This window comes from Streptomyces sp. NBC_00249, from assembly GCF_026342355.1.
GTDB lineage: Bacteria > Actinomycetota > Actinomycetes > Streptomycetales > Streptomycetaceae > Streptomyces.
The window spans coordinates 166888-180834 of sequence record NZ_JAPEMV010000003.1; the positions used below are offsets into that span (position 1 = coordinate 166888).

Below are 13947 nucleotides of genomic sequence, written 5' to 3' on the forward strand. Positions count from 1 at the left end.
GCCGACGCCGGCCCGCGGCCCGGCCGGGCCGGTGGGATGTGCAGGGGTGCCAGTTGGCTATCGGCCCGGTAGGGGGCGCAGCCTTGGCGTGACGTCCGCACCTCGAGCTTGCCCGGGCCGCTGGGACGTATCCGGAGTGCCAGGGCGGTACTGGTCGGGGAGAGGGTGCCCACGTGGCGGCGTAGTCCTGGTGCGTCGTCCGGGCCTGGCGCCGGACGGAGTTGGCCCGGGCCGTCGGGACGCGGAGCCGGGGCTGTGCTGATCCGGGAGGGGGCGTTCGCGAGGGGCGGCGGGCGTGGTGCGGCCTCCTGGCGGCGTGGCGGAGTTGGCCGGAAAGGGCGGAGCGCGCGGCCGTGGCGGTGCGCCGGAGGCGCCGGTTCGACGGACCGGCCCCGGCCGGCTGTTCGAGCCGGCCGGGCCGCGGCCGATGGATGTCCGGCGCCCCGATGCGTCCGAGCCGGTGCGGGGCCGGGGCTGGCGGTACTCGGCCGGGCGGCGGGGTGGCGCGCCACGTGGCCCGGGGTGCCGGTTGCCTGCGGGGTGGGAGGGTGCCGGTCTCCGGGGGCGGCTGGCCCGATCCGCCCTGACCTGACCGATCTGCCCGGACCCGGCTCGGTGTGGGCCCGGACCGTCCTGGCTCGGACCGGGCCGGCCGGACCCGAGCTGGCCGGACCCGGGCCGGCCGGACCCGACCTGGCCGGACCCGACCTGCCGGACCCGGCTCGGCGTGGGCCTGATCCGGCCCGGGCCGGCCCGGCCCGGCCCGGCCCGGTCTGGAGCCGGGACGGGCAGGGGTGGTCAGGACCAGGAGGTGGTCACCAGGGTGCGGCGGGCTGTCGTGAGGTGGGTGAAGGCTGCGAGCCAGGCCCAGGCGTAGCCGTCGCAGGACGGGTCGGTGAGGCGGCCGAAGGCGTCGCGGGGGCGCCGGTCGGCCTCCGTGACGAGCGCGGCTGCGAGTTCCGCCGCCGCCCCGAAGCCGGCCCGGCGCAGCGGACCGTACGCGGCCAGGGGCTCCGGCCCCCGGGCCGACTCCGCCACCGCCCGGCGGCCGCCCGCGACCCCCGCCTCCAGCAGCCGCCCCACCCGCCACAGCGGGGAGTCGGCCAGCGGATCCGGACCCGGCACGGGAGCGGGCGCGTGGGCCGGGGGCTCGCCCGTGACATGGCCGCCCTGGAGGCGGTCGTAGCCGAGGTCGGCCCGGTCGCGCCACTCCGGCGGCAGCCGCAGCGTGTACCCCGCCCCGGGTACCGGACCCACGGCGAGCGGGCTCAGCGTCGCCGTCCGGTCGAGGTCGGGGCGGCCCAGGACGCGCACCGCCAGCCCCGGCCAACCGGCCAGGCGGCGCAGGTTGGCGGTGTGCGCCAGCTCCGGGTGCGGGTGTGCGGGGCGCAGCCGGAGCAGCGGCGCGTCGATCCGTACCGTGCGGTCCGGCGACAGCTCCCGGACCAGGAGGTGGTCGCCGGCCGCGCCGACGACCTGGACCTCGCAGCCCAGCAGGCCCGGTTCGGCGTCCTGCGCGATCATCGCCGACACCGACTCCGCGGCCGGGCGGGCGAACAGCGCCGCGAGGGGCTCCTCCGTCCAGGCGACCGGGGGTGCGGGGGTGGCCCGCACCCCGCGCCCGGAGCCGAGCCGTCCGTCGGCTGACACCGTCGCGCCGACGATGCGCAGACCCGCGCGGGCCAGCCCGGCGTGGTCGAGGACGGCTCCGCCGAGGGCCACGGAGGCCTTCCCCGCGCCGCGGGCCCGGGCGAGGCCACCGGGGCGGACGTCCGACACCGAGTAGGGGGAGCCGTCGGCGCCCAACAGGTGCGTGACGACGCCGCCGTAGCCGGTGGCGCTGAGCACGGGCTCGCGGCACAGGCCGTGCACCAGGAGACTGCCCCCGGCGGTGTAGGCCCTGCGGGCACTCCCGGCCGCCGCGAGGTCACCGCCCGCCCCGGCCGCCACCAGCGCGGCCGTACGCAGCAGTTCGCCGAAGGCGGCCGCCAGGTCGGTGAGCCGCTGGCCGGCGTTGCGTTCCCGGGCGCCGCGCAGCCCGCGCACCACCCGCAGGGCGGCGGCCTCCGCGCGCGGCAGACCGGCGAGCCGCGCGGTGTGCGCGGCCCGCAGCAACTCGGCCTGGACCACCGCCCCGCCGGCCGTGACCCCGGCGGCGAGCGCCTCGGCGGCCACCGTCCACAACGCACCCCCGGCCCGCACCTGAGCAGCACCGAACCCCGCCCCGGCCCCCCGACCCCCGCCGGCTCCGGCCCCTGTTCCGGCGCCGGCCGAGAGCCCGGTTCCCGACCCGGCGACGGCCCCGGCCTCAGTCCCGGTGCCTGCTGCTGATCCAGCTCCGGCCTGGATCCCGGAACCGGCCCGGGGTTCGGTCTGCGTCCCGGCTCCGGTCCCGGCTCCGGTCCCGGCTTCGGCCTGCGTCCGGGAACCGGCCCGGGGTTCGGCCTGGAGGCCTGTCCCGGGTGCTGGGTGGGTGCCGGGCGTGGCTTCGCCTCCTGATCCGGGTTCGGCCCCGGTTCCGGGAGACGGTTCGGTATGCGGCGTCGGCGCCGCCACGGATACCGGCCCCGGGCTGGCCAGGGAGGGCAGTTCGGGGTCCGTGAGGGGTGTCGGCTCCGGGTCCGCGCCGGCCGCGAGGTCTGCGTCCGTGAGGGGTGCGGGCTCCGTCTCCGTGAGGGGCAGGGGTTCCGGGTCGGCCAGCGGCGATGCGCACAGGGCTGCCGTGCGGTGGAGGCAGCGGGGGGCGAGGAGGCAGGTGCAGGTGGCCTCGGCGGCCCGGGTGATCGTGCCCGAGGGGCCCGGACGGAGCGTGACCACCGCGTCCTCGCCGAAGCGGACGGTGACGCTCCCGTCCGGCCCGGCCACCGCGCCCGCCGCCCCGCAGGACTCGACCGCGGCGTCCAGCTTCTTGCGCAGCCGGGCCGTCAGCCCCTCCACGGCCTCGGCGAGGATCTCGGCGGCGACGGGAGGCAGCAGCCCGCCGTCCGTGCCGGTGCTGGTGCTGGTCAAGAGGGCTCTCCACGGAGTCGGTCGCCCACCCAGCGGGCGAGGGCGAGAGGGCTGAGGGCGGCCACCGGCATGCCGGCCGCGACGAGTTGCCGGGCCACCGGCACCGAGTACCGGGGCGTGCCCCCGTCGTCGAGCGCGGCGCAGCCCAGCAGGTGGGCGCCGGACGCGGCCAGCGAGCGCACCTCGCCGAGCAGCCCGACGAGCGGGGCGCCCTCCTCGAAGTCGCTGACCACCACGACCAGCGTGCGGCTCGGCACCGTGATCAGGGACCGCGCGTGGGCCAGCGCCGCCGCGATGTGCGTACCGCCGCCGACCCGGACCCCCAGCAGCAGGGACAGCGGATCGTCCACCCGGTCGGTGAGGTCCACGACCTGGGTGGAGAACGCCAGGAAGTGCGTGGACAGGGACGGGACCCCGCCGAGCACCGCCGCCGTCAGCGCCGACCAGATGACGGACGCCTCCATCGATCCGGAGACGTCGACCACCAGCACCAGCCGCCAGTCCGACTCCCGTGAGGCCCGCGTGCGGAACACCGGCCGCTCCGGGACCACCACCACCCGGCCGTCGTCCAGCCGCCGGGTGTGCGCCAGATTGGCCCGCAGGGTACGGGCCAGGTCGAGCGGGCCGCCCGGACGGCGGGTCGGGCGCGGGGTGGCCAGCCCGGAGAGGGCGGGGCGCAGCCGGGTCGTCAGCTCCTTGGCCAGCTCGTCGACGAGGCGCCGTACCAGCGGCCGCAGCCGGGCCAGTTGCTGCTCGGGCATGCCGCCGGCCAGGGACAGCACCGAGCCGAGCAGTTCCACGGAGGGGCGTGCGGACGCCGGGTCGAGCTGGGCCAGCACATCGGTGCGGCCCGCGCCGGCCGCGTCGGCGAGCACCTCCTCCCGTACGTCGGAGCCGAACAGCGCCTCCAGCTCCGCCGACCACTCGCGGGCCGTCGGGAAGGAACGCCCGTCGCCGCCGCCGGTCCCGGACGGGCCGCCGCGGTCCAGATCGGCCGAACCCTCGCCGCGCCCCGCGCCGTACAGCTCGTCGAGGGCGCGGGCGTAGCGGCCCGCGCCGGGCGGGAGCCGGTCGCGCTGGCGGCCCAGCAGCAGCCGCCACCGGTCGGCGGGCGCCAGGCGCCGGCCTTCCGGCGGACCGGGGCGTGCGGCCGGCGCCACCCCGGGCGGTACCTGCGTCGCCGCGCCGGAACGGTCCGGCAGCGGAAGGGACTTCAGCGCCGCCAGCCCCGCCGCGTCGGCCGCCGCCCACAGGGCGAGCAGCGCGGGCGACGCGTCCAGCGAGAGGTCGACCCGGTCGCCGAGCCGCTCCGTGACGGTGTCCAGCAGCCGGTCCCGGGCGGCCGGGGCGAGCACGTCGAAGCCGCCGCGCAGCGCGGGCAGCCGCTCCAGGAACGCCTCGTCGGTCAGCTCGTCCACCCGGTCCAGCAGCGGGTCGAGGGCGGCCGGGGAGGCGCCCAGCAGCGGCCCCGCCGCGCTGAGCAGCCCGGCGAGCCGCCGGGACAGGGCGCGCCGCGCCTCCGGGGTGGCCGCGGAGTCCACCCAGGCGGCGGCGCGCGCGCCGAGGCCGGCGGCCGGATCCAGATCCAGCAGCACCCGTACGGCCAGGGCCACGCCCCGCATCAAGGGGCCGGCGGTGGCCGCGAGTTCGGCCAAGGCGGCGTCCATCCGCAGCCCCAGCCGACGGGCGGAGGCCCGGTCGGCGAGGGCCACCAGGGCGGCCGCGTCGGCGAGGTCGTCGCTGCCGGCCAGGCCGGGCAGGGACCGTACGGCCGTCTCGACGAGCTCACCGCTCAGCGCGGCGGCCGCGTCGCGGGCGGCGGCCGAGGCGCCGGGCAGGTGCCCGCGCCGCAGCCCCTCCAACAGGTCGGCGGCGTCCAGGAGTTCCGTGAGCGTGGCGGTGTCCGGCAGGACGGCCGCGGCCTCCTCCATGCGTACGTCGACCAGTTCGGGCAGGTCGCAGCGCGCGGCGGCGGCCAGCCCGGCCAGTACCTGCGCCGCCGTCGGGCCGCCTTCGGCCGCCTCGCGGCGCGCGACGTCACGCAGCGTCCCCGCGGCCGCCTGGGCGGCGGTGACGCCGCGGACCCCCGCCAGGTCGAGGCGGGCCGGGACGGACGGGGTCCAGGACAGCCGCCACTTGCTCCCCAGGGCGGTGCCGTCGCCGGTGGCGGCGACGGCCACCGGCTCCCCGTAGGACGCCCCGCACACCAGCAGGCGCCGCAGCAGCACCTCACGGCGCCCGTCGAGCTCGGAACGCAACGGGTCGAGCCGGACCTCGCGCGGGCCGGGGTCCTCGGGGGACGGCAGCCGCAGCGCGGCCAGCTCCGCCTCGACGGACGGGCCGAGCCCGGAACGCGGTGCGTGCGGGGTGGTCCGGCCGCGGCCGGCGCCGACGAGCACCGCCTCCAGCGCACGGGCCAACGCCCGGCCCCGGCCCAGGGGTTCGCCCTGCCCGAGTACCGTGGAGACGGCCTCCAGCAGTTCACCCCGGCCGGGCGCGGGCAGCCCGCGCAGCACCGCCAGGTCGCAGGCGAGCCGCAGGGTCTCGGCGGCCTCCCCGGTACCGGCGGTGTGCCCGGCCCGGCGCAGCTCCCGGCACACCCCGGTGACGGCGGCCGCAGCCGCGTCCCGAACCCGCTCGGGCACCCCGCCGGCCTCCAGCACGGCCTGCTGCCACAACGGATCGCGAATCCCGGCCGGATACCCGGAACGGGCGTCGAGCAGGTCGTACGAGTACGCCACGAAGGACGTGACGGCCCCCCGCTCACCCGCCGGGGCCTGAACCTTGGCCCCGGCCCGGTCCCGGCCTCCGGCTCCAACCCGCGCCCCGGCACCGCGACCGCCCTTGGCTTCGGCGGGAGCCGGGGCGCTGGCCTCAGCTGCGGAACCGGCCCGGCTCCCCTCCCGGACCTCCGTCACGGTCCCGGCCTCGGGCTCCGGGCCGGTGCCGGTCGCGCAGGCGGCCAGTGCCGGGGCGTGGAAGGCGCCGATCAGGGCGGCCACGCGGCGGCCGCCCGCCGACGCGGCGCCGATCACGCTCCGCATGTGGGCCTCCCGCGCCAGGTCGGTCGCCGGTACGGCGACGCCCGCGTCGGTACGCAGCGCCCAGCCGACGCCCAGCGCGGCGCGGCGCACGGCCTCGGGGGAGCAGCCCGGTGCCAGCACCTCCACCGCCCGGTCCCAGAGGTCCTCGCCCTCCCGGCCGGTACCGGACGCCACCAGCCCGTCCGCGAAGGACCGCCGGCCCGCCCCCGGCCCGCCGCCCGCGCGTACGCCACCGGCTTCGCCGTCCCGGTCGGCGTCGGGACCGGCATCCCCGCTGCCACCGTTGCCACCAGCTCGGCTACCTGCGCGGTCACAGCCTCCGCCAGCGGCACCGCCCGTGCGGGGCGTGCCCTGTTCCGGGAGCTTTCCCGCAGGGGACCAGGCGGGGGAGGACAGGGGGAGGTCGCAGCACAGGACCTCTATGCCCCGGGTCCGGGCCCAGCGGATCGCCGCCAGTTCGGGGGAGAAGTCCGCGAACGGGTAGAAGGCCGTCCCGCCGTCGGGGCCCAGGCCCGCCAGGGCGACCGGGGCGATCGTCTCCGGGTCGGCCAGGTGGACCAGCCACGGCTGGAAGTCGGCCGGCAGTTCCACGCACAGCACCTCGGGGTCCGCCGCCTCCAGCAGCGCGGGGACCACCGCGGCCAGCGCGGGGCTGTGATGGCGTACGCCCAGCAGGTACGGCGCGCGGGAGGCGGCGAGCGCCTCCACCGCCGTCCGCGGGTCGGTGGGACCGGTGACCGTCAACGCAGGCTCCCGCGCAGGTCCCACAGCCGGCGCCACATCGCCGAGCCGTCCTCGGCCCGGCGGCGGACCGGGCCGTCCCAGTACCCCAGCAGCCGTCCGTGGTCGGCGGGGTCGTCCTTGCGTACGACACCCAGCAGATGGCCCGGCAGCAGGTCCAGTACGTCGCCGCCCGGCAGGTACGCGGCCGCCACCCCCAGCGAGGCCGCCACCTGCACGGCCTCCGCGGTGGACATGACCGTCCCGGGCCGCTCCACGTCCCAGCCCTCGGCGCTGCGCCCCGAGCGCAGGTCCCGGAAGACGGTGACGAGCGCGTCGAGCACGGAGTCGTCCACCCCGAAGGCCGCGCCGGCGCGCTGCACCGCCGCCACCGCCTGCCGCCGGATCAAGGTGGCCTCCGCGTCGGCGTCCGCGATCGGCGCGACCGTCTCGAAGTTGAAGCGCCGCTTGAGCGCGGCGGACATCTCGGACACGCCCCGGTCCCGCAGGTTGGCGGTGGCGATGACCGTGAACCCGGGGGCGGCGGACACCGAAGCGTCCTCGGTGGCGGTCAGTTCCGGCACGCTGACCCGCCGGTCGGACAGGATCGACACCAGCGCGTCCTGCACCTCGGGCAGGCAGCGGGTGATCTCCTCGACGCGCGCCACCCGGCCCGTCCTCATCGCGGAGAGCACGGGGGAGTCGACCAGGGCCTGGGAGGTCGGGCCCTGGGCGAGGAGCAGCGCGTAGTTCCAGCCGTAGCGGAAGGCGTCCTCGGTGGTGCCGGCCGTGCCCTGGACGGTGAGGGCGCTGGTGCCGCAGACGGCGGCGGACAGCAGCTCGGACAGCATCGACTTGGCGGTGCCCGGCTCGCCGGTGAGCAGCAGTCCGCGTTCACCGGCCAGGGTGACCACGCACCGTTCCACCAGGGCGCGTTCGCCGACGAACTTGGGTGCGATCACCAGCTTCGCGGGGAGCCCGGCGCGGCGCTTCGGCAGGGCCAGTTCCTCGCCGTCGCTGCCGCACACGAAGGTGACGACCGCGCGCGGGGTCAGGGCCCAGCCGGGCGGGCGGGGGCCGGTGTCCTGGGCGGCGAGGAAGGCGAGTTCGGCGGCGTACCGCTCCTCGGCGGGCATGACCTGCCGTGCGGGAGCGGGCTGTTCGGTGAGGGTCATCGGGTCCTCGTCGTTCGGAGTTGAGGGGTTGAGGGGGTGAAGGGTCGAGGGGGTGAGGGGCCGGGCGGGGCGCGTGTCCGCGCGCCCCGCCCGGCCTCGCCGTCAGGGCGTCAGGGCGTCAGCGGCGTCGGCGGGCCGGCGCCCGCTTGACCTTCAGTTCCTCGAAGCGCGGCGCGTCGCCCTCGCGGACCCGCCCCCACGCCCGGCGGTACAGGTCCGCGGCCGGCTCGGCCGGTACCAGGACGCCCAGCACGGGGCCGCCCCCGCCCGGTGCCAGCGCGTACATCGGCAGCTTCCACAGCTCGACGGGCAGCACCGGGGAGTCCTGCGCGGCCCATCCGCCGGGCAGGAACAGGGAGCGGCCGGCCCGGGGCCTGGCGGCAGTCACCACCAGGTCGGTGGCGGCCAGTTCGGCCCGCGCCGCCCTCAGCCGGGCGGGCTTCCAGCCCGTCCAGCGCGCCGTGTTCCGGTCGGTGGGGTCGGGCATGGCGAGGAGCGTCAGGTACAGGGCGGCGGCGTCGGCCCCCAGCCCGTACGCGGCGGACGCCTCGGCCACCAGCTCAGGCACCGAACGGGACGGGTCCTGCGGCCACCAGGTCCCCTCCTTGTCCACGGCGCCCGCCACCGGGGCCCCCGGATCGGCGAGCAGCGCGGCGAATCCCGGGTCGTGGGCCAGGCGCAGTGCCGTCTCGGCCGGGGTGGACCGCTGCTCGGGGCCGCGCAGCAGCGGAAGGTAGGGGTCGGAGCCGGTCGAGTCGAGCAGTGCGGGACGCAGCGCGGGCCGCGGCCGGCCGTCGTGCAGGGCCAGGACCACCGCCCCGTACCGTTCGTACCCCTCGCCGGTCTCGGTCGCGGTGCCGGCCGCCTCGCGGAACCGGGCCGCGTCGATGTAGTGGCCGACGGAGAGCAGCAGTTCCGGCGAGGCCAGCCGCTGGCGGACCGCCGTGAGCGCGGGCGGCAGGCAGGCCCGTACGGGGTGTCCCGCGGGCAGCCGGTGCGCCATCCACGCCGTGAGGGCCACCGACCCCGTCAGCACCTGCGTGTCGAAGAGGGCGGAGCAGGGCGAGGCGGGGGAGACCGGCGTGCTGGGTTCCGCGTGGTCCCCCTCGATCCGCCACGCGACGTCGGCGGAGAGCGCCGGCGCCGCCGACGGGTCGAGCAGCGCGGGCAGCGCGCGGTGCGGGGCCCAGCCGCCGCGCACCTCCTTGGTGGCCTCGGCCAGCAGCCAGTCGGGTACCGGCGTACGGCGCCCCACGCGCCGGTTCCACACCAGCGCGGCGGCCGCCGCGTCCGGGCCGTCCGTCCACAGCAGCGCCGGGTCGGCGGGCAGCAGCGCCCCGACCAGGGCCCGGCGCACCTCCAGCTTCAGTTCCTTCAGCTCGTCGCGGGCGTTCGCGGCGGCCGTCGCCGTGACCTTCAGGGTCGTGCGCAGTTCGGCGGGCAGGAAGCCGCGCTCCCAGGTGTCCATGTGCGGCAGACCGGCGAGCACGAGGCGGGCGACGGTGCCGCTGACGCCGGTCAGCCGGGAGAACTCCTCGGCGGCCTCCGGGAACCAGGGCGCCGGGCCGCGCGCGGCGGTCTCCCGCAGGAACGCGGCCAGCCAGCCGGCCGCGCGCTCCGGGTCGCCGGGCACGGTCGGGGTCCCCAGCCCGGTGTAGGGCGCGGGGAGTTCGAAGCGGCCGTCGGGGTCGTGCAGGAGCCCGCGGAAGTCGCGTCCGCCGGGCTCGCCCTCGACGAACCCGGAGATCCCGAGCGCGGCGCCGCCGCCGAGCGGCAGCACGGTGTGGTGGCGGCCGCCGTGGCCCCGTTCACGGCCGTCGGCGCCCCGCAGGTGGCTCTCCTCGATGCGGCCCCGCACCTGGCGCCAGCTCGCGGCGGAGGCCTGCGCCGAGCCGAGCCCGAGGGCGTCCACCTCGGACAGCACCCGGCACAGGGCGGTGCGCTGTTCCTCGGTGGTGCCGGTGACGACCGCCCGGTAGGCGACGGCCGCCGGCTCGTCGAGGAAGAGGGCGGTCCAGGGGAAGGACGCGTAGGGCAGCCGGGGCAGGTCCACGTGCAGGCGTCCGGGTACCGCCTCGGCCCCGGTGTCGGCGACCGTCCCGGCGAGGGCGTGCAGGTGGTGGAACACGGTGGCCTCCGGACCGCCGTAGCGGTGGTGGCCGGTGCCCACGAGGCCGATGAGGGCGGCGCCGAGCAGCTGGTCGGCGGGGCCCTTCACGGTCTTGGGCGCGCGGTCGGCGGCCGGCTTCGGCTTCAGGGCGGCCGCCAGGCCGGCGAGGGCCTTGCGCTGGGTCAGGGTGGTGCGGATCCGGTCGACGACGCCGCGTACGAGCGCGCCCTCGGTGATCCCGGGCAGGGCGGCGGCCACCAGCGCGGGCAGCTGCTCGGTCTTCTCGGCCTCGGTGGCCAGCTTCAGCAGTGCTTCGGCTCCGGCCGTGTCCATCGCGCGCAGCACGGCGGAACCCCGCGGATCGCGGGGGCGCAGGCAGTACCAGTAGGGGAGCGGCGGGAGTTCCGCGCCCTCGGCCGAGTACACCTCGCTGTGGTGGTCGCCGGAGACCCGGGCGGTGGGGACGCCGTCGGGGTCGGTCAGGGTCAGCGTCCGCCACTCCGAGGACACGGCGCGCAGCCGGTCGTCGCCGGGCAGGGCGAGCGCGTGCCGGGGGACGCGGGTGCCCTCGGGCAGGGTGACGGAGCGTCCGGCGGTGTCGGAGCCGTGCCAGCCCTGGCCGGGGAGGCGTACGGTCCGCCAGCCGAGCAGCCCGTCGACGGGGGCGCCCAGCACCGAGTCCTCGACGGCGGGCGCGGGCCGCAGCCAGTTCTGGCCGGGGCTGTCGGGCAGGGCGGCGCCCCGGGGGTGCCCCCGCAGGGCGTCGGCGAGGAAGCCGGGCAGGGAGCGGCGCCCGCGGGTGCCGGTGGCGGGGTCGTACTCGGCCCAGCCGGCCGCGTCGTGCCGGTCGCCGGGCGCGGCCGGCTCCCACACCCAGTACGAGGTTCCGTCGCTGATGACGGCCCGCTCGGCGGGCAGCTTGCTGTCGCCCGGGTGCAGGGGTCCGCCGCCGCCGGTGGTGCGGCCGCCGGCGGGCAGCGGCAGGGTGACGGCCTCGGAGCGCACCGACCAGTAGGTGGCGCTCGAGTCGAGGGTGAGGAGGTCGTCGGGGGCGCTGAGCCAGTAGCCCTGGACGGGGCCGTCGTAGCCGGCCCAGAAGACCAGCAGGTCGCCGTCGACGTGGTGGAAGCCGGGCTGCCGGTTGTTGCCGGACGGGATCCGCAGGTCGTGCGTGAGGACGACGGAGTCGGGTCCCACGACGCGTACCTGCGCGGAGTTGGCGACGATGACGTACGGCCAGGCGTCCATCACCGTCAGCCGGTGGCCGCTGCGGCGGGGCGACATCTCGCGGACGGTCTGCTCCCAGGCGGGCCAGACCAGTTCCTCGAAGATGCCGCCGCGCAGGGTGCGGGCGAGGATCCCGCTCAGGTCGGCGGCGGCCGCGCGGGCGACCTCCTCGGGGGCCAGGGCCAGCGCCTCCGGTGGCATCCAGGTCAGCCGCCGGACCGCCTCGGGCAGGTCCGGCAGCCCGGCCGCCGTGGACACGGCGGCCACCTCGCGGACCCATTCGGCGATCAGCGGGCTGCTGCCGGGCGTGGTGGCGAGCAGCTGGACCGTGGACCGGCCGCCCTGCATGTGCCCGTCGAAGCCGCGCAGGGTGCGCAGGACGGCCGGCCGCAGCCGTGCGTCGGCACACAGGGCCCGCAGGTCGCGCCGTCCGGGGGTCAGCGCCCACTGGCGCAGGCCCAGCTTGCCGGTGGCGTCGGGGTCCGGGTCGGCGAGCGGCAGGCCGAGGGAGAGCACCAGGTCGAGCAGGTCGACGTCCTGGAGGTCCAGGCGCAGGCCCTCCGCGCGCTCCGGCAGCGCCAGTTCGGTGCGCAGCCGCTCGGCGCAGCGGGTGACGAGCGGCAGCAGCTCCGGCAGGGCGGGCGGGGTTCCCCAGCCGCTGAACCGGGAGGTGTGGAAGCGCTCCAGCCAGCCGGCGGTGCCGTCGGCGGGGCGTTCCTCCGCGGGCAGGGAGCCGTCGGCGAGCCCGGCGGTGGCGCCCGACTCCTCCAGGATCCGCAGCCACAGGACGGCCATGTCCCCGGCCTCGCCGCCGGCGCCGCTCGGGTTCGTGCCGAGCAGGGTGCCGCGTACGGCCGGGACCCGGCGGGCCAGCGCGACGAGCGTGGCGCGGTGCGACTTCCACCAGCCGGCGGCGGCCCGCTGGGTGGCGGGCAGCGGCAGCAGTTCGGCGAGGTACTCCTGCTCGGGCACGCCGCCGGTCAGCCCGGCCGCGCGGGCCAGCCGGCGCAGTTCCACGGTGGCCTGCGCGGACGGTGCGAGGCCTCCCGCGGTGCGGCGTACGCACAGCCGGCGGAAGCGCTCGAAGGCCTCGGCGGGGGAGACGCGCAGCGCGAGCTCCTTGCCGTAGCCGGTGAGGACCTTGACGGGCAGGGCTCCGGCGAGGGCGAACTCGAGGAACACGGCGTCGAGCCGGTCCTCGTCGACGTCCAGGCCGAAGCCGGCCTCGCTCGCGCGGGCCTTGCCGAACAGCTGGGCGGCGTAGGTGGTGTTCTCGATTCCGAGGAAGATCCGGGCGGTCTGCTCGTAGAAGACGGGCAGGAAGTGCGGGACGGCGGCGGCGAGCCGTTCGGCCAGCTCGTGGCAGGCGTCCAGGGCGGCCTTGGGCTTGGTCTTCGCCTGCCGGGCGATGCGGTCCAGCTCGGGGACGACGGCGAGCGCGTGGTGGCCGTCGTCGGGGTGGTGGACCAGCACCCACTCGGGGAAGCCGAGCGCCGCGCGGCGGCCGAGGCCGACCACGGGCGGCTCGCCGTCCAGGACGAGGCCCAGGAAGCCGGAGGCGAGGTCCTCGGCGGGGCCCAGCTCGGCCGCGGCGAGGCGGACGACGACCCGCTCGTCCCCGAGGGCCGGGTGACGGTACGTCCGCGCGGTCAGCGGGACGGCGGACGGGCCCGCGCCGGTGGCGTCGGCGGGCAGTACGGCGCCCGCCGCGAGCAGTTCGGCGCTGCCGGCGCCCGTCCCGGTGCTGCCGGTGGTGATGGTGGTGTCGGTGCTCATGCGTTCCCGCCCTCCTCGATGTCGCGCCCGGCGTACAGCGCCGCGGCCATGCGCATGCCCTCGGACCAGGCGACCGGTCCGACCTCTCCGAGCGCCACCGTGCGGCCCTCGTCGTCGTGCCAGTTCAGGGCGCCGGTGGTGGTCTCGGAGTCCCAGTAGGGTTCGCCGATCCACACGGCCGCCTCGACCGCGCGGCCGCCGTCACGGACCTTGCAGGTGGCGTAGCCGCCGGAGACCCGGTAGCCGAGGCCGGTGGCGCGGGCGGCGAGGCTGAAGCGGGACGGGAACGCCCCGCCCGCGTAGTCCCGTACCTCGGTCGCGGTCGCCTTGAGGTCCGCGGGCTTGACCCAGGTGGCGCGGTGGATCTGCTCGATCCCCTGGACCAGACCCAGTTCGGCCGCGAAGTCCCGTACGTCGTCCAGGTCGGGCAGCAGCACCGGATGCGGCAGGGTCACCGTGCGCGGGGACAGGCGTACCGTCTCGCCGTCGAGGTCGACGACCTTCAGCTCGCCGGTCGCGGTGACGTCGCGCAGGAAGCCCGCCTCCTCGGGGTCGTCCCCGACGATCGCCAGGTCGCGCAGGGCGCCCTGCCAGGCCTCGTCGGGCCAGACTTGGACGAGGAGCGCCGTCGGGACGGGCAGCGAGGACACCATCCAGCCGTCCACCTGGGCGACGCAGGCCGCCTCGTGCCGGTCGAGCCACTCGGCGAGCCGGCGCAGCCGGTCCACCTCGGGATGGTCGCGCAGGGCCTTGGGCAGTGCCTTCAACTGCCGTCCCGCGGGCCGCCGCGCGGCGACCCGCCCGTCCACGAGGGAGACCTCGTACCCTTCTTCCTCCAACGCCAGCCAAGCCATCAGCCCGTGCCCCTCCACCCGTTCGAAACCGC

5 protein-coding genes are annotated in these 13947 nt (G+C 77.8%); all 5 read right to left on the minus strand.

What is annotated here, in order from left to right; translation table 11 throughout:
• Positions 1 to 798: 798 nt before the first annotated feature.
• The gene (locus OOK31_RS15135) at positions 799 to 3009 is read right to left on the minus strand and encodes a hypothetical protein (protein WP_267013031.1); all 2211 of its coding nucleotides are present in this window, start codon (positions 3007 to 3009) and stop codon (positions 799 to 801) included.
• Entirely contained in the window at positions 3006 to 6797 is a 3792-nt protein-coding gene (locus tag OOK31_RS15140; protein ID WP_267013032.1) for a DUF5682 family protein, read from the minus strand. Before OOK31_RS15140 ends, OOK31_RS15135 begins: the two co-directional genes overlap by 4 nt.
• Positions 6794 to 7948 carry an AAA family ATPase gene (locus tag OOK31_RS15145; RefSeq protein ID WP_267013033.1) on the minus strand — a complete coding sequence of 385 codons (1155 nt, stop codon included), beginning with the start codon at positions 7946 to 7948 and terminating at the stop codon, positions 6794 to 6796. The genes OOK31_RS15140 and OOK31_RS15145 overlap by 4 nt, the downstream gene beginning before the upstream one ends.
• A gap of 118 nt (positions 7949 to 8066) precedes the next feature.
• Positions 8067 to 13061: a DNA-binding protein gene (locus OOK31_RS15150; protein WP_267013034.1), complete on the minus strand. Its 4995-nt coding sequence runs from the start codon at positions 13059 to 13061 to the stop codon at positions 8067 to 8069.
• Positions 13058 to 13915, minus strand: a complete 858-nt coding sequence (locus OOK31_RS15155; protein ID WP_267013035.1) for a DUF4132 domain-containing protein — start codon at positions 13913 to 13915, stop codon at positions 13058 to 13060. The genes OOK31_RS15150 and OOK31_RS15155 overlap by 4 nt, the downstream gene beginning before the upstream one ends.
• Positions 13916 to 13947: the final 32 nt, after the last annotated feature.